This is a genomic window from Arcobacter suis CECT 7833 (assembly GCF_003544815.1).
GTDB classification, from domain to species: domain Bacteria; phylum Campylobacterota; class Campylobacteria; order Campylobacterales; family Arcobacteraceae; genus Aliarcobacter; species Aliarcobacter suis.
In genome coordinates this window covers 480,009-504,770 of record NZ_CP032100.1, presented here as the reverse complement: position 1 = coordinate 504,770, position 24,762 = coordinate 480,009, and the positions used below count along the sequence as shown (strand labels likewise).

General features: G+C 26.4%; 21 protein-coding genes. 4 read left to right on the top strand and 17 right to left on the bottom strand.

Annotation, left to right across the window (positions count from 1 at the left end):
* Positions 1-12: 12 nt before the first annotated feature.
* The 4 genes from ASUIS_RS02445 to ASUIS_RS02430 are packed head-to-tail and all read right to left on the bottom strand — an operon-like array spanning position 13 to position 4,376.
* Positions 13-1,224, bottom strand: coding sequence for an ABC transporter permease (locus ASUIS_RS02445; RefSeq protein WP_118885556.1), 1,212 nt, complete (start codon positions 1,222-1,224; stop codon positions 13-15).
* Positions 1,224-1,928 (bottom strand): ABC transporter ATP-binding protein, encoded by a 705-nt coding sequence (locus ASUIS_RS02440; protein WP_192894403.1) that lies wholly within the window; start codon positions 1,926-1,928, stop codon positions 1,224-1,226. The genes ASUIS_RS02445 and ASUIS_RS02440 overlap by 1 nt, the downstream gene beginning before the upstream one ends.
* Positions 1,918-3,183 (bottom strand): efflux RND transporter periplasmic adaptor subunit, encoded by a 1,266-nt coding sequence (locus ASUIS_RS02435; RefSeq protein ID WP_118885555.1) that lies wholly within the window; start codon positions 3,181-3,183, stop codon positions 1,918-1,920. Before ASUIS_RS02435 ends, ASUIS_RS02440 begins: the two co-directional genes overlap by 11 nt.
* The gene (locus tag ASUIS_RS02430; protein ID WP_118885554.1) at positions 3,183-4,376 is read right to left on the bottom strand and encodes a TolC family protein; all 1,194 of its coding nucleotides are present in this window, start codon (positions 4,374-4,376) and stop codon (positions 3,183-3,185) included. Before ASUIS_RS02430 ends, ASUIS_RS02435 begins: the two co-directional genes overlap by 1 nt.
* 155 nt (positions 4,377-4,531) lie before the next feature.
* Here ASUIS_RS02430 and exbB point away from each other — a divergent pair, with 155 nt between their 5' ends.
* The 3 genes from exbB to ASUIS_RS02415 are packed head-to-tail and all read left to right on the top strand — an operon-like array spanning position 4,532 to position 6,010.
* Positions 4,532-4,957: a TonB-system energizer ExbB gene (exbB, locus tag ASUIS_RS02425; RefSeq protein ID WP_407923316.1), complete on the top strand. Its 426-nt coding sequence runs from the start codon at positions 4,532-4,534 to the stop codon at positions 4,955-4,957.
* Positions 4,938-5,315, top strand: coding sequence for a biopolymer transporter ExbD (locus tag ASUIS_RS02420; protein ID WP_118885552.1), 378 nt, complete (start codon positions 4,938-4,940; stop codon positions 5,313-5,315). Before exbB ends, ASUIS_RS02420 begins: the two co-directional genes overlap by 20 nt.
* Positions 5,312-6,010: an energy transducer TonB gene (locus tag ASUIS_RS02415; RefSeq protein ID WP_118885551.1), complete on the top strand. Its 699-nt coding sequence runs from the start codon at positions 5,312-5,314 to the stop codon at positions 6,008-6,010. Before ASUIS_RS02420 ends, ASUIS_RS02415 begins: the two co-directional genes overlap by 4 nt.
* Positions 6,011-6,048: 38 nt before the next feature.
* Here the strand turns inward: ASUIS_RS02415 and ASUIS_RS02410 are convergent, their stop codons facing one another.
* The 11 genes from ASUIS_RS02410 to yajC all read right to left on the bottom strand — a co-directional run bounded on the left by ASUIS_RS02410 (position 6,049) and on the right by yajC (position 21,215).
* A complete protein-coding gene (locus ASUIS_RS02410) occupies positions 6,049-7,662 on the bottom strand; it encodes a cation:proton antiporter (protein WP_118885550.1) in 1,614 nt (537 codons plus the stop codon).
* A 17-nt stretch (positions 7,663-7,679) separates the two neighbouring features.
* Complete coding sequence (locus ASUIS_RS02405) at positions 7,680-9,803, bottom strand: DEAD/DEAH box helicase (protein ID WP_118885549.1); 2,124 nt, start codon at positions 9,801-9,803, stop codon at positions 7,680-7,682.
* A 6-nt stretch (positions 9,804-9,809) separates the two neighbouring features.
* A complete protein-coding gene (locus tag ASUIS_RS02400; RefSeq protein ID WP_118885548.1) occupies positions 9,810-10,982 on the bottom strand; it encodes a folylpolyglutamate synthase/dihydrofolate synthase family protein in 1,173 nt (390 codons plus the stop codon).
* Positions 10,983-11,510: an LPS assembly lipoprotein LptE gene (gene lptE / locus ASUIS_RS02395; protein ID WP_118885547.1), complete on the bottom strand. Its 528-nt coding sequence runs from the start codon at positions 11,508-11,510 to the stop codon at positions 10,983-10,985.
* A gap of 8 nt (positions 11,511-11,518) precedes the next feature.
* Positions 11,519-13,984, bottom strand: a complete 2,466-nt coding sequence (gene leuS, locus ASUIS_RS02390) for a leucine--tRNA ligase (protein WP_118885546.1) — start codon at positions 13,982-13,984, stop codon at positions 11,519-11,521.
* The gene (locus tag ASUIS_RS02385) at positions 13,984-14,328 is read right to left on the bottom strand and encodes a DUF6394 family protein (RefSeq protein WP_118885545.1); all 345 of its coding nucleotides are present in this window, start codon (positions 14,326-14,328) and stop codon (positions 13,984-13,986) included. Before ASUIS_RS02385 ends, leuS begins: the two co-directional genes overlap by 1 nt.
* A gap of 119 nt (positions 14,329-14,447) precedes the next feature.
* Complete coding sequence (locus ASUIS_RS02380; protein ID WP_118885544.1) at positions 14,448-16,781, bottom strand: methyl-accepting chemotaxis protein; 2,334 nt, start codon at positions 16,779-16,781, stop codon at positions 14,448-14,450.
* Between the two features lie 120 nt (positions 16,782-16,901).
* Positions 16,902-18,113 carry a pentapeptide repeat-containing protein gene (locus ASUIS_RS02375; protein ID WP_118885543.1) on the bottom strand — a complete coding sequence of 404 codons (1,212 nt, stop codon included), beginning with the start codon at positions 18,111-18,113 and terminating at the stop codon, positions 16,902-16,904.
* 211 nt (positions 18,114-18,324) lie between these two features.
* Positions 18,325-19,293, bottom strand: a complete 969-nt coding sequence (secF, locus tag ASUIS_RS02370) for a protein translocase subunit SecF (RefSeq protein ID WP_118885542.1) — start codon at positions 19,291-19,293, stop codon at positions 18,325-18,327.
* Positions 19,293-20,858 (bottom strand): protein translocase subunit SecD, encoded by a 1,566-nt coding sequence (gene secD, locus ASUIS_RS02365; protein WP_118885541.1) that lies wholly within the window; start codon positions 20,856-20,858, stop codon positions 19,293-19,295. The genes secF and secD overlap by 1 nt, the downstream gene beginning before the upstream one ends.
* A gap of 81 nt (positions 20,859-20,939) precedes the next feature.
* Complete coding sequence (gene yajC / locus ASUIS_RS02360) at positions 20,940-21,215, bottom strand: preprotein translocase subunit YajC (RefSeq protein ID WP_118885540.1); 276 nt, start codon at positions 21,213-21,215, stop codon at positions 20,940-20,942.
* A gap of 28 nt (positions 21,216-21,243) precedes the next feature.
* Between yajC and ASUIS_RS02355 the strand changes: the two genes are divergently transcribed.
* Positions 21,244-22,476 carry an apolipoprotein N-acyltransferase gene (locus tag ASUIS_RS02355; protein ID WP_118885539.1) on the top strand — a complete coding sequence of 411 codons (1,233 nt, stop codon included), beginning with the start codon at positions 21,244-21,246 and terminating at the stop codon, positions 22,474-22,476.
* 28 nt (positions 22,477-22,504) lie between these two features.
* Here ASUIS_RS02355 and ASUIS_RS02350 read toward each other — a convergent pair whose 3' ends face one another.
* Positions 22,505-24,307, bottom strand: coding sequence for an Lnb N-terminal periplasmic domain-containing protein (locus ASUIS_RS02350; protein WP_118885538.1), 1,803 nt, complete (start codon positions 24,305-24,307; stop codon positions 22,505-22,507).
* Positions 24,291-24,728, bottom strand: a complete 438-nt coding sequence (locus ASUIS_RS02345; RefSeq protein WP_118885537.1) for a DUF3015 family protein — start codon at positions 24,726-24,728, stop codon at positions 24,291-24,293. The genes ASUIS_RS02350 and ASUIS_RS02345 overlap by 17 nt, the downstream gene beginning before the upstream one ends.
* Positions 24,729-24,762 lie beyond the last annotated feature (34 nt).

The window sequence follows — 24,762 nt, the reverse complement described above, 5'->3', positions numbered from 1 at the left end:
TTTATTTTAAATTTATTCGTATCTTAAAGCATCAATAGGATTTAATCTTGCTGCTTTTCTAGCAGGAAAGTATCCAAAAACAACTCCAATTAAAGTTGAAAAGAAAAAAGATATCATTATTATTTGATTATTTAGGATAAATGTTAAATCCATCATAGTTACTATTCCATAACCTATTCCTAAGCCTAAAATTATTCCAATAACTCCACCCATTGTTGATAAAACTATAGCTTCAACTAGAAATTGAAGTAAAACTTCATTTTCCATAGCTCCAATAGCAAGTCTTGTTCCTATTTCTCTTGTTCTTTCCGTTACTGAAACTAACATAATATTCATTATTCCAATTCCACCAACAAGTAAAGAAATTGCTGCAATTGAGCCTAAAAGATAAGTTAACATTTTTGTTGTTGACGTCATAGCAGAAAGCATCTCTTCCATATCTCGAATATGAAAATTATCGGGTTCATCAACTCTTAAACTTCTTCTTTCTTGCATTAAAGATGTAATCTCAATTTTTGCATTTTCAATATGTTTACCATCTGTAATTGAAATTAGAATTGATGAAATATCTTTATCACCTTTTATTTTTTGTTGAAACATTTTAAGGGGAACTATTACTATTTCATCTTGATCATTTCCAAAAGCAGCAGCTCCTTTTGATTTTAGAACTCCAATAACATTACAACTTAAATTTTTAAGTCTAATATTTGTACCAATAGGGTTTTCTTCACCAAAAAGTTGTTTAACTATTGTAGTTCCAATAATACAAGAAGATTTCCCACTATTAAGTTCACTTTCATCAAAAGTTCTTCCATCGGTTACTTCCCAATCTTTTATAATAAAATAGTCATTATTTGTTCCAATTACTGAAGCACTATTACTTTTATTTCCATAAACAATATTCATTCTACTTGAGTTTTCAGAAGCAACTGCTTTGATATTTTGAATCTCATTTTTTATGGCAATAATATCACCTTCTGTAAATGGTTTTGCACTATTATCTTCCCTTGGTGGTCCTCGTCTTTCTTGTCCAACTCTCAAAGTTAGCATATTAGTTCCAAGTTTTGAAATACTCTCTTTTACATTAGCAGTTGTTCCATCTCCAATCATTACCATTGCAATTACAGAAGCTACTCCAATTACAATTCCTAAAATAGTTAAAAAAGATCGTAAAATATTTCTTCTTATCTCTTTTAAAGCAATTAAAAAGGCATTTGTTAACATTACTTAAATCCTTTTTTTAAACTATCTTCAATATGTCCATCTCTAAAATATATAACTCTTGAAGCGAATGCTGCCATTTCTTCTTCATGTGTTACCATAATTACAGTGATTTTTTCTTCTTCATTTAATTGTTTTAATAAGTTCATAATTTCCATACTTTTTATACTATCTAGATTTCCAGTTGGCTCATCTGCTAATAAAACTAAAGGATTAGAAACTATTGCTCTGGCAATCGCAACTCTTTGTTGTTGCCCACCAGAAAGTTGAGCAGGAGTGTTATAAACTACACTTTGAAGCCCTACTTTTGTAAGGGCGTCTAATGCCATTTCTTTTCTTTTAATAGCAGGAATTTTTCTATAAACTAAAGGTAATTCTACATTTTCTAAAGCACTTGTTCTTCCTAAAAGATTAAAGCTTTGAAAAACAAATCCTAAAAAATTTCTTCGTAAAAGTGCCATTTGATTTCTGTTTAAATCTGCCACATTTATACCATTAAATAGATATTCGCCTGAACTTGGTTTATCTAAACATCCTATCATATTCATAGCTGTTGATTTTCCACTTCCACTAGCTCCCATAATAGCTACAAATTCTCCTTCTTTTATAGAAAGATTTACTCCATTTAAAGCGTAAGTTTTTGCATCTCCATTACCATAAGTCTTAACTATATTTTTGAATTCAATAATAGTTTTTTTATTTTCCATTATCACTCTTTTGTGAGATAATCAACTCATCATCAACTTTTAGGTCATTTGATTCAACAGTTGTGATTTTTCCATCCGTTTCTAAAACTTTTACCATAACTCTTTTTGGTTGATTATTTTCTAAAATAAATATAGGAGAAAATTCTTTTTTTCCTAAATCTTTAGAAGGATTTTCACCTGGAAGTCGTCTTGGAGGTTGCACTAAATTCATAGTGTTTGCTTTTTGTTCTGATTGAACTTTTGGTTTAAATCTCAATGCTCCATTTGGAATCATCAATTTATCAAGACTTTGTTTAGTATTAATTTGAGCAGTTGCTGTCATTCCTGGTCTTAAAAGTAATTCTTCGTTATTAACTCCAACAACTGTTTCATAAGTTACTACGCCATTTACTGTAACTGGATTTAGTCGTACTTGTTTTATTTTTCCTTTAAAATTTTTATTTGGATATGCATCAACTGTAAAAGTTACATCTAAATCTTTTTTAATATCTGCAACATCTGATTCATCAATACTTACTATTAAATCCATTTGAGTTAAATCTTTTGCTAAAGTAAACAATTTTGGAGCATTCATAGAAGCAGCCAAGGTTTGTCCAACTTCAACAGCTCTATTTAAAACTATTCCTTTTATAGAAGATTTTACATATGCTTTATCAAGGTTTTGTTTTGCAGTATTTAAACTAAAAGATGATTGTTCAACCTTTGCTTTTGAAGCTTCTAAAGAAGAAACTGAACTTTCATAGGCAAATTTTGCATCATCAAGTTCATTTATAGAAGGATATTTTCCACCTGAACTATTGTACATTTTTAAAGTTCTATCATAAACTGCTTTTTTATTTCTAAGATTTACTTCACTCTCTTTAAGATTAGCTTTTGAAATACCTAAACTTGCCGTTTGTCCATCGACCTCTGATTGTAATTTTCTAGTATCAAGAATTGCTAAAAGTTGTCCTACTTCAACTTCATCATTAAAATCCACATATATTTCTTTAATAGTTCCAGATACTTCAACTCCAATTTCAACACTATTTGTTGGATTTAAAGTTCCTGTTGCACTAACAACAACAGACAAATCACCTTTAGTTACCTTTTTTGTATTATATAAAACAACATCTTCTTTTTTTGCTTGACTTATAAAAAAATAATAATAAACAGCCGAGCCTAAAAGTAAAATTATAAAAATTATAAAAAAATATTTTTTCTTTGAATTTTTATTTGAATAATTTTTTAATTCATTTTGTAAATTTGCATCCATTAGATATCAGCCTTTGTTTTAAAATATAGTTTTGAATATTGTAGTTTTTTATTAATATCATTTATTTCTAAATCATATTCATTTATTTTTTTTGTATTTTGTAAAATTTCTAAATCAAAATCAGAAGTCATACCAGCGCTATTTGAACTTTGATTTACCATAAGTAAGTCATCATATAATTTCAAATTATTTTTTGTAATTTGTTCATACTCTTCATAAGTATTAATTTGAGCCAAAATTTGTTCATATTCATAAACCAACTCATTTTGTATATCAGTTACATTTACTTTTTGTTTTAACACTTCTAATTTTGATTTTTCTATTTTTGCCTCTTTTGTAATATCAAATAAAGGCATTGTCATATTTAAACCAACAGAACCATTTTTATTCTCTTCATTTGTATCTCTACTTAAATCCCCATTATCTGAATATCCTGCATTTGTATTTAAACTAACTTTTGGTAAATACGAACTTTTTAGTTGTTTATAACTTGTATCAAGTAATTCAACTCTTGAATTTTCATATCTGATATTTAAATTATCTTTTAAGAATTTCTCTTTATCAATAATTTTAAAATCAATAATTTCTATTTCGTTAGATTTAAAACTTGTATATTTTGAAAGCTCATACTCTTTATCTTTTAGTGAGTTTTTCAAAGAAATATTCTCTTTTTGCTGATTGTTTTTTGACATAATAGCATTATTAAGTTCGATAATATCAACTCTTCCCGCTTCATATTGAATCTTTTTTAAAATAAGTTCAATATCTTTATTTTTTAATAAATAATCACTTTGTTCTATTTGTAACTTTAGTTTTTCTATAGTTAAAAGAGTTTCATAAATAGTTTGTAACATTGCTATATTTTCATTTTCCCATGCAATTGTTTCTGATTTTAGTTCATCATTGGCATATTTAATTCCAAATTCTATTCCACCTGATTCGTACACACTTTGAGTAAATCCAATAGAAATACTTTTATTAAAGGAATCATTATCTTTTGAAAAAGAATGGCTTCTTGTTAATCCTGAACTTAAATTGATTGTTCCAATCCAATCATCCTTTGCACCTTCGTACTTCTTTTGTATAACTTCTTTTTCTATCTGTCTTAACTCTTTTTTATCTTTTTGCAAAATATCTAACTCATTTGCAAAGATTAAAGAACAAAATAAAGAAGGAATAATTATTCTCTTCAAAAAAACTCCTTTTTCTTAATTAGTGAAATTGTATACGATTTATTTTAATGAATCTTTAACAAAATATTAAACTTTCTATTTCAATTAAGATAATTATTATCAATATTATATTATAGTTATGTTTATAAAAAGTAAAAAGGATCGCAAAAATGGATATGAATATAGAAACTCTTAAACATACAGTTGACTATGGAGTAATAGGACTTCTTGTTTTTATGAGTTTTATTGCTGTTTGGTTTTTTATAGAAAGAATAATTTTTTACAAAAAAATTAATATAAAAAATTATACAAACAAAAAACATTTAGATGTTGCCTTAACAAAACATCTTACTATTATTGGAACGATTGCTTCAAATTCTCCTTATATTGGATTATTAGGAACTGTATTAGCAATTATGCTTACATTTATGACTATGAGTAATGGTGATATTGAAGCTGCAAAAATTATGGCATCTTTAGCATTAGCTTTAAAAGCAACAGCAGTTGGGTTAGTTGTAGCAATCATTTCTATGGTATTTTATAATATTCTAAGTAGATATGCTGAAGTTTTGGAGAGTTTATATGAAACTGAAGAAATATGATTCGATAAATGTTATACCATTTATTGATGTTTTACTTGTACTTTTAGCAATAGTTTTATTAACTTCAACATTTATTTCAAGGGGAATTATTCCTATTTCTTTACCTAATGCATCAAATGCAGATAATTTAAAACCAGATAAAGAGATAATCCTTGTAATTCAAGAAAATGGTGAAATACTTTTTGAAAACAAAATAGAAATTTTAGAAAATGTAGAAAAAATAATTTTGCAATCATCAAAAGAAACACCAATACATATTAACACAGATAAAAATACAAAGTTTGAATCTTTTGTTCAGGTTTTAGACATGTTAAAAAAACATAATTATTCAAATGTTTCTATAGTGACTAAAAAATGACTAGATACTTAAACTCTTTTTTTATAACTATGGTTTTATATTTAATAGCCGTATTTTTTTTCTTTTTTGTTTTTGCTGATTCAGTAATTATTCCAGAAAAAGAAGAAAAAACTATATCTCTTAAACATATTACACTAGTTCATCAAGAAGTTACTCCACAACCAGTTCAGCCTGAACCTGAACCAGTTGTAGAAAAAACTCAACCAGAACCAATAGTTGAAAAGAAAATACACAAACCTAAAAAAGAAAAAAAACTAGAGCATAAAAAACCTATACAAGAGCCAATTAAAGAAAAAACTGAAGAACAAAAAACTGAGGTTGTTCAACAAAATATAAAACCAGTAGATAATACTCCTATTTTAAATGAAATTCCACCTAAACAAGTAGATACAAGTGAAATAGAAAGTATAGAAGCACAATATTTATCTAAACTAAGAGCTAAAATTGAAAAAAACAAGGTTTATCCTAATGCTGCAAAAAGATTAAATCAAAATGGGAAAGTTTATGTAACATTTGTTGTTTCAAAAGATGGTCAAATAACAAATATTAAAGTTAGTAAAAGTTCATATTTTGAAAGATTAGACGAAGCTGCAATAAAAATTTTAGCTGATATAGGAAATATTGAGGCTATTCCTAAAGAATTAAATAAACATAGTTGGGAAATAACTGTACCAATTGTTTATCAAATCAAATAACAAATATTTAAATCATAACTAAAGAAATTAATCTTTAGTTATGAAAGTCTACAATACATAATTTCATCCACAACTGCTCTTGCTATTTGTTTTGTTTCTACAATAACATGCTTTAAATGTAAACCTCTTAATGCTTCTTTTTCTGCTTCTGTTGTAACAGTTACAATAGTTTTACTGTTGTGTGTTAAATCATTAACAGCTTCACAAATAAGATGTAATATCTCTGGATTATTAACCGCAACTATTACAGCAGATGCTTTTTTAATATTTATAGAATTTAAAATATGTCTTTGAGCTGCATTTCCAAAAACTATTGGTTCCCCTCTATCTTTTCCTATTTGATAAAACTTTACATTATGTTCTAAAATCACATAATTTTGACCAAAAGTTTTTAACTCTTCAACTATTGCTTGACCAAATCTTCCATAACCAAGAACTACAACATGATTTTCAGTATCTTCTGCAATATTATATGTATTTGTTATCATCATAACATCTTCTGGAATCAATCTAGCAGCTGCTTTTGAAAGATTCTTTAAAACTATTGGTGTTAAAATCATTGATATTACAATGGTTACTATTAATATTTGAGAATATGTTATATCAATTAAATTTTGGCTTCTTGCTAATTCTAAAATAGCAAGTGAAAATTCACCTATTTGAATTAAAGAAAGTGCTGTTTTAAAAGCAACTCTTTTATTATCTTCATATCTTACAAGTGTATAAATTACTATAAATTTTAATCCCATCACAAGTGGTAATAAAATAGCGATAATCCAAGCATATTCATAGATTACTTTAAAATTTATTTGCATTCCAACTGTTATAAAAAACACACCTAAAAGTATATTTCTAAAAGGAATAAGGTCAGCTTCAACTTGATGTTTAAATTTAGTTTCTGAAATCATCATACCTGCAATAAATGCTCCAAGTGAATATGAAAACCCAAAATAATATGCCAAATATGCAGAACCAACAGCTAATAATAAAACTGAAGCTACAAATAATTCATCTGATTTAGTAGCAGATACATATCTTAAAAATGGTTCTAATAAATATCTACCACTAAAATATAATAAAGCTAATAATACAATAGCAGCTAAAATAGTTTTTCCAATTGTAAAAAGTAAAGCACCATCATCTGTCATAGAAAAAAATGAAATCATTAAAAGTATAGGAATAACTGCAATATCTTGCATAATTAGGATCCCTAAAACCCTTCTTCCATGGGGTTTTGTTATCTCTTTTGTTTCATTAAAAGTTTTTAGAACAATCGCTGTTGAAGATAAAGATAAAACTGTTCCAATTATTAAAGCTGTTTGAGTATTAAATCCTATTACAAATCGTGCAATTAAATATACAAAAACTGTTGTTATAACTATTTGCAAAGTTCCCGTAAAAAAAACTTCTTTTCTCATTTTTTTTAAGTGATTTAAAGAAAATTCTAAACCTATAGTAAACATTAAAAAAACTACCCCAAATTCAGCAATTTCTTTTAATTCATGATTATCAACAGCTGAATGTAAATTAAAAGTATAAGCGATAATCGTACCAGTTAATATGTATCCTATAATTGTTGGCAAATGTACTTTTTTTAGAATTAGATTTAAAATTAATGTAATAAGTGTTGTTGCAACAATAATTCCTAACATTTAACTCCTTTTAAAATTTATTTATAATGCATTTGTTTGTAGCCTTCAAGCCTTTTTTTATAAGCTGAATTCAACATAGCATTTTTGGAATCTAAAAAATCAATTGCCAAACACTCTTGATTTCCCCGTCCTATTCTCCCAAGATATTGAACAAGTCTTCCATAATATGAAATTGGTGTTACAAACATAATTGTATTTAAGTGAGGGAAATCAATTCCCTCTCCAAAATATGATGTTGTAGCAATAATTAATGATTTCGTATTTACCAATGCCATATTTTCTACTTGTTCTTTTTTATTTAAACTTCCATGAACACAAACATAATCGATTTTCTCTTTTTGCAAAAGATTTTCTAATATATTTATATGTTCTATTCTATCGGTTAAAACTAAAATTTTTCTTTGAATATTAGTTTTTATTGCTTCAATTATTAAATTATTTCTATTTTCATCTAAGCACAATTCATTTATGATTGTAGCGTAGTTATCAGCACTACTTGAAAAATCTGTTCTAATTATTTGAAGTTTATTTGTATGTGTTCTTTTTTTCTTATATTCATAAGAAATCTCACCCAACTGTTGATATAAGATAGGTTGTAAGTCATCTTTTCTATTTGGAGTTGCACTTAAACCTAAAATATATTTACCTTTAAAATTTTTAATAATTTGCTCAAAAGTAATTGCTGGAATATGATGACACTCATCAACTATTACAAACGAATAATTATTTATTATTTCAGGATCATTTTTCAAACTTTGCATTGTTGCCACATCAATTATTCCATTTAATTTATTGTGACCTTTTCCTAAATATCCAATATCTTTTTTATCATATCCAAAATAGTTTACAAATCTTTCAATCCATTGATCCAACAACATATTTTTATTTACAACTATCATAGTGGTAGTTGCCCTTTGCTCAAATATTTTTGCTCCAAGCAAAGTTTTACCAAATCCAGGAGGTGCAACACAAATTGAAAAATCTCTTTTTTTAATCTCTTTTATTGCATCACTTTGTTCTGGTCTTAAAGTAAAAGTCACTTTTTTAGTTTCTATTTGCTTAAAATGTCTTTTATCTATAAAAGAAAAAGATATAGCATTTGCATTAAAAAAATCAACTATTCTATCTTTTAAACCTCTAGGTAACATCAAATATTTTTCATCTTCATCAAAAGATTTTATATATTTTGGAGTATTAAACAAAGGCTTTCGTAAATTTAAAAGAATTTTAATTTGCGGATTTTCAAAAGTTGCAAATGATTTTAATTTATTTAAAAATGATTTTGATAAATTCAAAGTTGGAATATAAATAAAATCATATAAAACAATCTCTAGTTTTTGAGTAGGAAAAGTTATTTTCTCAAAATCTTTTTCATAATTTACAGAATCTGAGTTTTCATTAAAACTATAAATAATCTGCTTTGAAACTTTTTGCACACTATTTAAAGCCATCCACTGGTCTTCATAAATTTTGTTTGTATTTACATCAATAAAAACTGTTTTGTTTTTGTCTCTTAGTTTTAAGTGAAGTGGAAGTTCAAGATTATTTCCCAAACTCTCTTTTGTAGCGAATTCTTTATTTGGGTAAATTTTTGCATTTATATTTGCTTTTTTTAATATAAATTGCGCAAAATTAAAAACTATTTTTGAAGGTAATTCATCTTGCAAAAATATCCAAGCAAAAACTGCATTATAAGAATTTAGTTCATAATAAGCTCTAATATTTAAAGAGTTTAGAGTAATTTGAAGTTTATATTTATCCTCATCAAGAATTTCAAAAACTATAAATTTAGAAACATTTTGTAAATTTATACAATAAGTTGCTAAAAAAATATTTCCTCTTAAATGTTCTTCTATATCTTTGTTTGTTAAAGGAAGATAATCTTCCCCTTGAAAAGTAGCAGTTACAGGATAAAAACCTTGTTTATTTCCATCACGACTAACCCATTTTTTTGCATAAATATCAAAACGACCAACAAATAAAGATTTAAAAAGTTCTATTTTTTCATCTTTTGTAAAATCTTTTTTTAGAAGGATTTTTTCTTTTTCAGTTTTTATTTGTTGTTTTAAAAGTTCTATCTCTTCATCTATTTTATTTTTTTGAATATAAAGATTCTCAAGTTGTTTTTCAAGTGTTTTCATAAAAACTCATAAAGACTCATTGAAGCCAATCAAAGATAAGAATTTTTCAACAACCAAAAATGAACCAAAAACTAAATACTCTTCATTTTCTTCTATTTTTATTATCTCTTTATTTGTTATATTTAATTGTTTAATAACTTTTTCTAACTCCTCTTTTTTCACAACTCTTTTATCATCTAACTCTATTATTACAAGCTCTTTTATAATTGGTTTTAATATTTTTAAAACTTCCACATAATCTTTATCCGCATAAGAGTTATATATCAAAGTGATTTTTTTATTTTCAAACTCTTTTGCTATAACTGTTGCTGCAAGGGGATTGTGCCCCACATCAATAGTTATATTTGAAGCTATTTTTTGGCATCTTCCAAAAAGGGGAACATCATCAAAAAGTTCTAAATCTATAGGAATTTTCAACTCGTTTAAGCAAGCAATTACTAAATGTAAATTTCTTTTTAAATATGAAGCAAATTTGTCATTTATAGGATATTTATTAAAATCTTTTACTTCAATAATTTCTATATTTCTATTTCTTTGCTCTAAAATTTGCTCTTTTACTTTAAAAGCAGTTTGAACAACTTCAGGAAAAACTTGATAACCAATAAGCATTTTATTATCAACTGAACGCATTTTTGTAGCTGTTATTTCTTCAACTGTATTTCCTAAAAAGCTTTGATGGTCAAGTCCAATAGTTGTAATTAATGACAGATTATTTTCTACAACATTTGTTGCATCAAACTCTCCACCAAGACCAGCTTCTAAAACTAAATAATCAAAATCTTTTGATAAATAAAAAGCCAAAAGAGTGGTATATTCAAAATATGTTAATTTTTCTAAAAGTTCTATTTCAAATAAATCTTGTAAAAATTGGTGAGCCAATTCTAAATTTTCATCACTAACATCCGAGCCATTTATCCAAATTCTTTCATTAAATTTCATAATATGTGGTGAGCTATAATGTAAAACTTCAAAATCTTTTTTATATAAATAATGAGCTAAAAATCTTCCTGTACTTCCTTTTCCATTGGTTCCAACAATATGAATTACAAAAGGAAGTTTTATTTTCGTTGAAAGTTTATCCCAAGAAGATTTTACAACTGTAAAATCTATCTTGTCGTAATAAAGTGTTTTATGTTCCAAAAACTTTTCTAAGTTTGTATTTTTTAAATCTACTAACATCTATTTTTTAAATGATGATACTGCTATTTTTGATAAAACTTCTTCTATAGCTTTATCAGAAGCTTTTTGAATAGCATTATATCTTTGAGTATCATTTATTGAGGTACCATTATCTATAGAAAAATTATATTCGCCATCAACACTAAATGATTTTCTTTTATTATCACTTTTTTTGAAATAAGAAACATTTATTACAACTACTGCTCTATATAATTTATTGTATCCTGATCTATCATATTGTAAAGCCTGCATACTAACAGAGTTTATATTGATATTCATAACCGTATCAGCTAAAGATTCTTTATTTACAAGTTCAGCATCTAACTTTTGGATTAATAATTGATTTATTGAATCTTTTATTAAAACAGAGTTCTTTGGATCTTCCAAATTTATTAAAACATTAACAAATACTTTTCCTGAAATTTCTTCTTTTGCATAATATGTTGAAGGTTTATATCCACAAGCTGTTATTGAAAATAAAATGGTAAAAGTAAAAAGTGCAAATAGCACTTTTTTTAAAATATTCATATTAATTTTTATCCTTTTATTACAAAATTTACAAGTTTATTTGGAACAACTATCTCTTTAATTAATTCACTTTCACCTAACCATTTTGCCGCCGCTATTTTTGCTGCTGCTAAAACTTCATCTTTTGAAGTATCAGGTGCCACTTCAATCTCACATCTTTTTTTACCATTAACTGTAACTGCTAAAATTATCGAATCAAAAGTAAAAACTTCTTCTTTTATTTCAAGTTTTTTATTAAAGTTTTCAAGATTAAACAGTTGGTTTGATAATTCCCAACAAGCGTGGGGAATTATTGGTTCTAAAATATTTGTTAAAATATAATAACCCTCTGCCCAAACAGCTTCATTTTTTTGAGCTTGTAAAGCATTTAAAGCTTCCATACAAGAAGCAATTAAAGTATTAAAAGTATAAGTTTTATTAAATACTTCATTTGATTTAATTAATGCATCATATACTTTTTTCCTTGCTTCTTTTTCATCTTTATCTAAAGAAGAATGTTCTAAGCTAGCAAAAGTTTTTAAGCCATTTTCTGTTACATTAACAGCTCTTTCATAGAATTTTTTAATAAATCTATATGCCCCATCAACAGCACTATCATTCCATTCAAGTTCTTTTGTTGGTGGTGCTGCAAATAACATAAATAGTCTTGCTGTATCTGCACCATATTTTTCAATAATTAAATCAGGATCTACAACATTTCCTTTTGATTTTGACATCTTAGCACCATCTTTTAAAACCATACCTTGAGTAAGTAATCTTTTAAATGGCTCTTTTGAATTTGTATAACCTAAATCATTTAATACTTTTGTAAAAAATCTTGCGTATAAAAGGTGTAAAATTGCATGTTCAATTCCACCAATATATTGATCAACATCCATCCAATAATCACTATCAGATTTTGAAATTCCTGTTTCATTCCAAACTTTTGGATTTGTTGCATATCTTAAAAAATACCAAGATGATTGAACAAATGTATCTAAAGTGTCACTTTCTCTAAGAGCTGGTTTTCCACATTTTGGACAAGAACAATGTTTCCAAGTTTGATGATTATCCAGTGGATTTCCCTCTCCTGTAATTTCTACATCTTCAGGTAAGGCTATTGGTAAATTTTCAGTTTTTTCAGGAACTAAACCACAAGACTCACAATGTACAAAAGGAATTGGAGCACCCCAATATCTTTGTCTTGAAACTCCCCAATCTCTTAGTTTAAAATTAACCTGTTTTACACCTAAAGAATTTTGTTCAAAATGATAAATAATTGCTTTTTTTGCTTTTGTATTTTGTAATCCAGTGAATCCTTCACTATCAATTAAAGTACCTTCATTTGTATAAGCTTCTGTTTGTTTTGTTATTACTCCAGATTCACCAACAATTACTTGTTTCATAGGTAAATCATATTTTTTAGCAAATTCAAAATCCCTTTGATCATGTGCAGGAACTGCCATTACAGCTCCGCCACCATAAGAACTTAAAACAAAATTTGCTACCCAAACAGGAATTTTTTCTCCAGTTAATGGATGCATTACATCTATTTCTAAAGAAACACCCTCTTTTTCTTGTGTTGCTCTATCTCTTTCTGTAACTTTTTGCATCTCTTTAATTGCTTTTATCTTTTTTTCTGGTAAAAGATTATTTTCAACCATATATTTTACAATTGGATGCTCAGGTGCAAGTGCTGAATATGAAACTCCATAAATAGTATCAGGTCTTGTTGTAAATACTAAATATTTTGTGAATTGTCTCTCTAATTTTGCCTTTGACTCAACAGATAATTCAAATTTAAACTCTAAACCTTCACTTCTTCCTATCCAATTCTCTTGCATAGTTAAAACTTGACTTGGCCAATCATTTTTTAATAACTCTAAATCATCAAGTAATTCTTGAGCATATTTTGTAATTCCTACATAATATCCTGGCATCTCTTTTTGAACAACTTCTGTTCCACATCTCCAACAACAACCATCTTCAAGTTGTTCGTTTGCTAAAACTGTTAAGTCATGAGGACACCAGTTTACTGTTGCAGATTTTCTATAAATGATTCCTGCTTCATACATTTTTATGATGAATTCTTGTTCCCATTTTGTATATAATTCATCGCTAGTTGCAAATTCTCTAGTCTCAGAAAAAGATAAACCTAAAGCTTTTAATTCATCTCTCATATAATCAATATTTTCATAAGTCCATTTTTTTGGATGAAGTTTATGTTTTATTGCTGCATTTTCAGCTGGCATTCCAAAACTATCCCAACCAATTGGGTGTAAAACATTAAAATTAGATTTTCTAAAATGTCTAGCAAAAGCATCTCCTAGACAATAGTTTCTCACGTGTCCCATGTGAATTCTTCCACTTGGGTATGGGAACATACTTAAAATATATTTTTTTTCTTTTGTTTGATCATCAGATGGTTCAAATGATTGATTTTCACTCCAAAAATTTTGCCATTTTTTTTCAATCTCTTTTGAAATATATTCCATTAAAACTCATCCTTTTCTTGACTTTTTGAACTTTCTATTAAAGCTAAAGCTATAGAGAAAAGATTAGCAACAACAGCACCAATTGCTAAAGAAATTGCTAAAGGTAAATCATTAGAAAATGTAAGTACCATAAATGAAGGAATTAGGTGTAAATCAGCAACTAATGAACTAGCTAACAGTTCAGCTGCGAGTAAATTTTTAACTCCAAGTTTTAATATTGTAGAGATTACATTAACTCCAGCTGCTATAAATAATGCAATAGCGTTTGGTTCATATAAAAAACCAGCAGTTGTAGTTAGTGACATTAGTGAAAAGAAAATATAGGTTACTTTACCCCAATCCATTTTTATCCTTTTATAATTTTTGCTTTTGTTAAGGCAATTATAATAGCTAAAAAATGATAAAAAATTGCTTTTTACCTATATTAGTAAATAAGCTTATTTCTATTTTTTATAGGAAAGTTTTAAAAACTTTCCCACTCCTTTTCTGAAGATTTTTTTTCAATTTTATTATCTTGATTAGTTTGGATATTTTTTGCTTTTACTTGATTTTTACCATCAAACTCTTTTTTATTTGCACTATTTACAACAAGTTTTGATATTTCATCAGTTATTATTGCGATATTTCTTGCTTCTGAAGCAATCATAGCATTTTTTTGTGTTTGTTGATCCAGTTGATTTATAGCATCATTTATTTGTTCAATTCCAAGTAATTGCTCTTTTGATGAATTTTCAACATCTAAAATCAATTTTGTTGTATTTGAAATATTTTCATTTAGTTGTTTATATCCATTTATCATATCCCCAGCAATATTTTTTCCAAAATTTGCTTTTGCCGTAGCATTTTCAACTAAAAGTTTTATTTCTCTGGCAGCTTCAGCACTTCTATTTGCAAGATTTCGCACTTCTGCTGCAACTACTGCAAATCCCTTTCCAGCTTCTCCAGCGGTTGCTGCTTCAACGGCTGCGTTAAGTGAAAGAATATTTGTTTGAAATGCGATTTGATCAATTACTGTAATTGCCTCATTTATTGCACTAACTTGTGTGTTTATATCTTCCATTGCATTTGTTGTTTGGCTTGCTAACTCTTCACCTTTTGTTGCTGATTTTGTTACTTCATTAGAGAGATTAGCCATTTTTGATACATTTTGTGTACTATTTCTTATATTACTTGTAATCTCTTCTAAAGCAGCAGCTGTTTGTTCTAAACTTGAAGCTGCTTCATTTGAACTATTATTTAAAATACCAACATTTTTTAATAAAACATTAGAAGTTTCATCCAATGTTAATCCCATAGATTTATTTTCAACTAACATTTCAGTTATTGAACTACCAAGAATATTTACGCCATCTGCTAATTTAAATAAATGAGCTTTTAAATCTTGAGTAGGAATTTTCTTTAAATAATTGTATTTACTATATTGTTCTAAAATATTTAAAATAGTATCAATATTTGTTTCCAAATTATCTGCCATTTTATTTAAAACACTTTTTAATTCCATTAAAGCTGGGTTATGAACAGAAATATTTAATCTTTGACATAAATCTCCTTGCTCGAATTCATTTAACACAGTTATCGTTTCATCAATTAATTTTCTATCTTCTTCAACTGTTCTTTCAATTTTTGCAATATTTTCATTAATTTGTTTCGCCATTACGCCAAATTCATCTTCTGAGTTTATATCTATTTTACTTATGGTATTTGTTTCACGATTTAAATAAAGAAAAAATGTCAATAATCCTTCTTTTATTTTGCCAAGAGATCTTAGTGAAACTTTCATTGTAATAAATATTGAAAAAGATATAACAATTACCGTTAATATAGATAAAACAATAATCAAATACATAATTTTATTTGCATCTTCAAATATTTCATTAGAGTTTACACCTCCAACTAATAACCAATTCCATTCATCAAAAGTTTGGAAAAATACAAATTTATCTAAACCTTCCCATACATAATTTAAATCTCCATTTTTTGCTTCTAACATCTCTTTTACAATGTATTTACCATTAGTATCTGTTAGATCTAAACCTGATTTATCTTTTAATTTTGGATGGATTATAAAATTTCCATATTTTTTAGATTTTTCATCAGAATTAATTATGTAGTAATAACCTGTTTTCCCAATTTTTTTACTGCTTATTGTTTCAGTCAAATGAGCCAAATCTTCACTAATATCAGAACCTATAAAGGCAATAGCAATAACTTCATTGTCTTGTTTTATTGGAATATATTTTGTCATATAATCTTTTCCAAATAATGTTGCTTTTCCTAAATAAGTACTTCCTTCTAAAACTTTTTTATATCCAGGATGTGTTGGGTCTAGTTTTGTTCCTATTGCTCTATTTCCATCTTCTTTTTTTAAACTTGTGCTAATTCTTATAAAATCATCACCTTTTCTAACAAAAATTGTTGCAACTGAACCTTTTGTCATTTCAGTAAATTCATCTACTTGTTTAAAATTAAGATTTAAAACGTCATTGTTAATTGAAAGAATAGGAGTATCAAATTCTCCAACTTTTACACTTTTGTTTCTATCAATTTTTATACCCGTAAGCATATTTAGAAAAATATCTCCACTTGTATTTGCACCTGATTTTGCCACCTTGTTAAAAGTATTAATATTTTCCACCAATAAAGATAATTCTTTATTAGTAGCACTTTCATTACTACTTTTCATTGTTTTAAAAGTACTACTTACTACTATGTAAGTTAAAATACTCATAGAAATAATAATTGATATAACAGAGACAAAAATTACTTTTGCAATAACTGATTTTTTAAAGAAATCCATAATTTATCCTATTTTGATTTTTTTATTAATTATTTATTTTAGAATTTAGGGATTATATAATTAATTAGCAATTATAGTTATTAAATATTTGTATAATAACTATAATTTAATATCATTTAATTATTTTCTTCTTGTATTTTGTCTTATTGAGATGATTAATTGGTAGATTAGATATGCTATTATGATTTTGAAAAGAAGTGTTCCAAAATTTATCGCTTCATCTGCATGCATTATAGAAAAAGGATTTAAATTTTTAGAATATTCACTTAATAACCAATCTTTTTCTACTAAATACCCATAAAAGAAATAACAAACCATTGTAATTGGTATTGTTGTTACCCAACGCTTTTTTTCATTGTCTTCTGGAATTTTTACAATCATACATCCTATTAATAAAATTAAAATCAATGAAAATAAAATTTTAAATGCTAACATCCACATATTTGTTTCTATATTCAAATATGAATAAAAAAAGTTTATATTTATAATCCAAAATAATACTAAAGTCCAATCTTGTGAATGATTTGCAGATAGTCCATAAAATTTAAAAACTAACCATTCAAAGAAATCTTTTTTTGAATCTAACTCTTTTTCTCTTTCTTTCATTTCTAAAGCATAAAATTTATTTGCTTCTATAATATTGTTTTGCTTTTCAAAAGAATCTTTAATTATTCTTGCTGTTTCTCTGTCTCCAACTTTTGAGAGTTTCATATTTAAGAAGTTTGATTCTTTTCTAAAAAATGTATTTCTAAATAATAAATCTTCAATTTCAGTATTATTAAATACAGCATAATCATTAAATCTTACATTCCTAAAATTTAATTCATTTTTAAATTCACTTTTCATAAAAGAACAAGTATCTTTAAATTCTATGTCATCAAAATTTATCTTTTTTAATACAATATTATTTTGAAATATAAACTGCCCTTCAAAAATCTTTACATTAAATTGAACATTTGCATAAAACTCACATCTATTAATTTCTAAACTTTTTGCATCAAGAAAAAAATTTAAATTAATTTCATCAAGAAAATCACAATATTCTAATTTTAAAAACTTGATTTTATTTATATCTGATTTGATATAGCCACAATGTTCAACTGCGGGGAAAATTATATAATTAAAATTACAAAAAAAAGGTTCTTGTATATTTCTTATTATTTTATGAAATTCTGTCCAAAAATATTCAATTTTATCTTTTGACATAGACCAATCTTTATGGTTGTTATATTCTGATTTTCTATACCAATCATCTTTTTCACAATGTAAAATACATTTATCACTATTTCCAGAAACTTCTAACTCACAATCTCTTTGACTACATTTACACATAAATCTCTTTTATTGATTATTTTTAAATAAGATTATACATTTCTTATTCTTTGAGGATTCTACTTTTCTTTTTAATAAAGAAAAGTTAGCAAAAAAAAAGCGTTCGTAGGAATCCAAAAGCCCAAATAAAAAACTACACAAATAAAAAAAGGAAAGAGCAAAAAACTCTTTCCTTTTATATAAAAACATAATTTGAATAAACTTATCTATTTTAAAGAGTACCTTGTTCAAACATAGCTCTATTTTTAGCTTTTTCTTTTTTTATTCTTACTTTTTCAGCCTCTTTAGCTCTATAATCTGCAATTGAGAATTTTAGATTAACTAAAAATGATGAAGCAACAAAAATAGAAGAATATGTACCTACAATTACCCCAACTAACATAGTAAATGCAAATCCATTAATTATTTCACCACCAAATAAATAAAGTGTTAAAACTGTGAAAAGTACTGTTAATGATGTTAATGTTGTTCTTGGTAAAGTTCTACTAACTGATTCATTAATCAATTTTTCTAAATTATCTTCTTTAGAAGTTTGAATAACTTCCCTGATTCTATCAAAAATAATAATAGTATCATTTAATGAATAACCTAAAAGAGTTAAAATAGCTGCTAAGATGTCCAGATTTACTTCAATATTAAATAAAGAAACTGCACCAATAGCGATTATAACATCATGAAGTAATGCTAATAAAGAAACAAAAGCAAACTTCCAGTCAAATCTAAAAGATACATAAATAATTATTCCAATAAATGATAAAAGCAAAGACATCAAACCTTTTTCAGCAAGTTCATCTCCTACTTTTGCACCAACCATATCAACTCTTCTAATTTCAAAATTACCTGTTGATGCTAATACTGTTTTTAATTCTTCACCAATATCATTACCTAAAGTACTACTTGAACCAGTAACTCGAATGATTATTTCCTCATCACTCCCAAACTTTGTAATAGCAGCATTTGAGTGATTTGTTTCTTTCAAAAGATCTCTAATATCAGAGATAGGAGCCTCTTTTTCATATTTGATTTGAATAACTGTTCCACCAGCAAAATCTATACCAAAATTTAATCCTTTTGTAAAAAGAGAAAATATTGAGATAACAATCAATATTACAGAAACAGCAGTAAAAGGTATCCTTTTAGCCATAAAATCATAAGTTTTATTTGTTTTAAAAATTTCCATTATTTAGCTCCAAACCACTTATATGTGTCTTTTGTTTTAACACCTCTTGCAAGTAATGCTTGATAAATACCGTGTGTTCCTAAAATTCCTGTTATCATTGAAGTTATAATACCAATAGATATTGTTACTGCAAATCCTTTGATTGGACCTGTTCCATAAACATATAAAATAACAGCAACAAGTAAAGTAGTAACATTAGAGTCAACAATTGCTCTAATTGCATTTTCATATCCATCTTCTATTGCTTTTGGTATTGATGCTCCTTCTCTTAATACTTCCCTAATTCTTTCGGTTATAATTATATTTGCATCAACTGCCATACCGACAGTTAGAAGAATACCTGCCATACCAGGAAGTGTTAATGTTGCTCCAAACATAGCCATGATTGCAATTAGCATAAAAACATTTGCAATTAATGCAATATTTGCAACAATTCCAGCACCTTTATAATAAATAATCATAAATCCAAAAACTAATAAAAACCCAGAAATTAAAGCGATTGATGAATCTCTAATTGAATCAGCTCCCAAAGATGGTCCAACACTTCTTTTTTCTAATAGTGTAACAGTTGCAGGTAATGCACCACTTCTTAAAGCAATAGCAACATTTCCAGCTTCAGAAACAGTAAATCCACCAGAAATTTGTCCACTTCCTCCACCAATTCTTTCTCTGATATTTGGTGCTGAATAAACTTTCCCATCTAAAACAACTGCCAATCTTTTACCAACATTTTTTGTTGTAAATTCACCAAATATTCTAGCACCTGTTGAATTTAAAGTAAAATTAATAATTGCTTGATTTGATTGGTCAAATGCAACTTGAGCATCAATTACTTGGCTTCCATTTAAAATTGGAATCTCTTTTACAAGATATTTTATATTTGGATTTTTTGTATCTTCAAGAATAATATCTCCATAAGAAGAAGCTTGAGAAGAAGTCATATTATTAACTTGATCTATTCTTTCTTCATCAACTGCCATCAATTCAAGATTTGCAGGTTTTGAGATAAGTTCTTTTGCTGCTTTTTCATCTTCTGCCGTTTTTATACCTGGTAATTCTACGATTATATCGCTCTCACCTTGTCTAACAACATTTGGTTCTGATAATCCAAATTGATCAAGTCTATTTCTAATTGTTTCAACAGCTTGTGCAACTGCTAAATCTTTAGTTTTAATAATATCTTCTGGTGTTAATTTTATAGTATATTCTAAGCCATTTTTTATAATAGCTAGCCCTTTAATTCCATTTAATAAAGAATCCATTTTTGGTATTTCATCTGCATCTAATACACTAAATGTAACATTATCTTCATTTATTAACAATCCATCAATTAATAACTCTTCATCATCTGAAAAATATTTTACTGTTGTAGCGATAGTTTTGATTTTTGAGCTTACTGCTTCGTGTGTATTAACACCTAAAAGCATGTGTAATCCACCTTGTAAATCAAGTCCTAATGCCACTTTTTTCCCAGTATCTGTTTGAAATAAAGATGGAATTGAAAAAACAACGCCAAAAATCATACATAATAGGAATATTACAAGTCTATAATTAAAAATTTTCAATATTAATCCTTAGTTTAGGGTTTTAAATTTGAAGTTAGTAAGATATGTAAAACTTACATATCTTAAAAAATTTGAAGAGTATTAGTCCTCTAAAAGTTTCGAAACAAATTCTTTGATAAGTTTCATTTCAGTGTTATCACTATTTTTTACTACAAAATAAGTATCTTCTACTTTAGCAACCTCTACAATTAAGCCACCATTTGTTACAATTTTGTCACCTTTTTTTAAATTAGCAACCATTTCTTTATGAGCTTTCGCTTGTTTTTGTTGTGGTCTGATAATCAAAAAGTAAAAAATTGCAAATAAAGCAACTAGAGGTAGCAATGAGCTTATTAAATCTGTACTTGAACCTTCCATCGAATTTCCTTTTAAAAAGTAGTTTATTATGTTTTTATTAAAACGCGATTATTCTAACAAAAACTTCATAATAAAAGGCTTGATTAGCTCTATTTTATTAAGTTCTTTCATTTATTTGAGTTATTTCAATATAGAAATAAAAATTTTAAATACTATATTAGCACTACTTGCTATATATTTTTTGTTGATTATTCCTAAAAAAGCTCTATTAATTAGTGGATTTTTTACAGGAATTTTATGGTGTTGGTGGATGGCTGTTAGTTTACAATACTATGATTTAGTATATTTAACTCCTGTTATTTTGATATGTATTGGAACTGTTTTTGGAATAATTTTTTATTTTTTTGCTCTATTTGATAGATTAACTTTTAGAATTTTAACTATTTTTGCTTTTACTTTTTTTGCTCCTTTTGGTTTTAATTGGATGAAATTTGAGCTTTTATTTATTGATTCTTATATTGGAATTGATAAACTTAGTTTTATTTTTGTTTTAGTTTCATTTTATTTTATTATTAAACTAAAAAGATTCAAAATTTTAGGAATTATTCCCCTTTTATTTGCTTTGTCTTTTCCAAAAGGTCAGTATATTCAAAATCCTAATGCAAAAATTTATATGCCACAAATGAATGTAAATCAAGATTTAAGATGGGATAAACAATACAGATCAACACTAGAACAACAAAATTTTGATGAAATAAACAATGCAATAAATCAACAAAAAGATTTAGTAGTTCTCCCAGAAACGGCATTTACATCAGCATTAAATAGAAATGATAATTTACTTCAAAAACTAAAAGAATTATCTTTTAAAATTGACATTATTACTGGTGCTTTATATATAGAAGATAACCAAATATATAATGCTTCATATCATTTTACAAAAGGTCAAATACAAATTGCTAAAAAAGTTGTTTTAGTACCTTTTGGAGAAGAAATTCCATTTCCGAAATTCCTAGTTGATTTAATAAATAAAGTTTTTTATAATGGGGCGCAAGATTATTCAAAAGCTAGTGAACCAACTGATTTTGTAATAAAAGGTGAGAAGTTCAGAAATGCTATTTGTTATGAAGCAACAACAGATAAAATATTTGAAAACCTAGGAAATACAGAATATATGGTAGCTATATCAAATAATGCTTGGTTTACGCCATCAATTGAGCCAACTTTACAACATTTATTACTTAAATATTATTCTAAAAAATATGATGTAAATATCTATCATATTGCAAATGGAAGTTCAAATAGAATTTATAGACCTTAAAAGATTAAAGAAAATTTTCTTTAATCTTTTAGAAATAATAAAAAATCCCAGCTTTTATTCGTTCTTTGTCTTCTTTATATAAATTATCATTTATATATTTTACATTTAACGCAATATTTTGCTCAATTTTATAAGTAGTAGATATTTCAAACTCATTGTTTTCAAGACCTTTATTATATTTATCATAAGAGTATCTAAAACCTAGTTTTATGTCATCAAATTGATTTGTTATAAACCCAACAGATGAACCAATAGAATATAATTGGTCACTATTTTTATAATAAACATTTGAACCAATCATTGTATAAATAAAATTCTTTTCATTTCCAAAAGTAAGTCCAGTTTCTGGTTTTATTTTTAGATAATCTTTTTGATCTTTAAAGTGTTCATATCCTAAATCAATTCCCCAAGAAAGTGGTTTAAAAATGATATCTTGTTGTGCTAATGATTTTATTTTTAATAGTGTAAATTTATCTAATTTTACATTTTCATCTTTTGTTTTTTTAATATTTAAATCAAAAAAATCAATATAAGCCCCTTCTAAATAACCCTCACTAATGTCATAAATATCATTATAAACTGGTTTTAATCCTAACTCAAAACTATCTGTTGAATCATAAAAAAGTGATACTTTTGCAGAATCATGAGAATTTAGAGGATTAAATGGAGTTTTAATATCATAAACAGAAGCTTTATTATAAGAACTTCGCTCTTTTAAAAGTCTCAAATATTTTTTTAAATACTCATCTTTTTCGTATTCATTGTTTGCTCTTTGATATTGTAGATATAAAATTTTAAAATCTAAATATGAGATTTTATCATCAGTGCTTAATGTTTCAGTTAAAGGTTCATTCTCATTAACATAAGTTTTTAAATGCTCTTTATTTTCTATTTTTTCTTCTAAAATATTTTTCATTTTTCGCATATTTGAATAACGAAATCTTGAATCTTTTATTAGATTATATGGTTTTAATATTTTAATAGAATCAAGGGGAACAGTTTTAAAAGTGAAATGACTAACTAAATCCAAATCATATCGTGCAACTTCTAATAACCATAAAATATTATAAGAACAATTCTCTTTAAAAAAGAAATAATCAGAATATGAATCTTTTAACTCAAATGCATGTAAAACCAATCTATCTATTTCATCTTGGGTTAAATCTAAATCATATTCCCAAATATCTCTTTGTTCTAAATTGTTATATTCTTTGATTTTTTCATAATATGGCAAAATAGAATATCTTCCTTCATATTCACCAAATAATCCTTTATAAGCAAAAATCAATCCATTTGTATCATCTGTTTTAGCAGCAAAATTTACAGCGTTTGAAATAAGTGGTGTTTCTTCATTTGAAGAAACCCTTAAAAAAGTATGTCCATACATTGATGCTGGTGAGTTTATATGAGCAGTTGGAAAAACCATTGTTACATGTTTTGCATCAACCGAAGATAAAAACTCATCCAATTCAGCACAAGAATAATTGACAATATCTTTTTCTAAAGAAGGAATATTTTCTTTTAACCATTTTACCCGTAAAGGAAATCTACATAAAACATTATTTTGCCCATTTTCTAGGGAATTTATAGTTTCAAATAACTCTTTTTTTAAATCAGTTTTTCCATCTTTTGATATAAAAAAGTTATCTGAATCTATTTCACTTTCACCGTTTGTGTAATGTAATAATTTTGACCAATAAGGATTTTCATAAAGTTTTTTTTGTTCGATAAATATTTGAGTTGTTATACTTGAGAAACAAAAAGTTGGGAATAGAAAAGTAAGTAATAAATACTTAACTTTTCTATTAAAGAAATTAGATATATTTTGCAATTGAATCGATAACTGTAGCTGAAGTTACATTTTCACTTGAATATATAGTTGAAAAGTTTGCTTGTAATTTAGCAGAAAACTCTGGTGTATTTTCTACATTCATAAGTTTTGCAACAGTTGATAAAGTTTCACCTTTTCCTGATGAAATATCTAAAGCTAATTCATCCATATTTTCAGAAACAAATCTATTTAATTTGTCATTTGATACAAAGTTATTAGGTTTAGCACAATTTGATGTACCACTTGTAATACCAAAAGTTTGATTTCCTGAAGTTCCATTTGTTGTAGCAGCTAATACTTGTAAAGCAACTGTATTTTGGTTTTTAATTATAAGTGAACCTAATCCACAACCTGTATTGTCATTTGCATAAAGAGATGCTGTTAAACCAGCAACTGCTAATAAACCAATAATTTTTTTCATATTTTCTCCTTTTGAATTTGAGATATTTTATTAT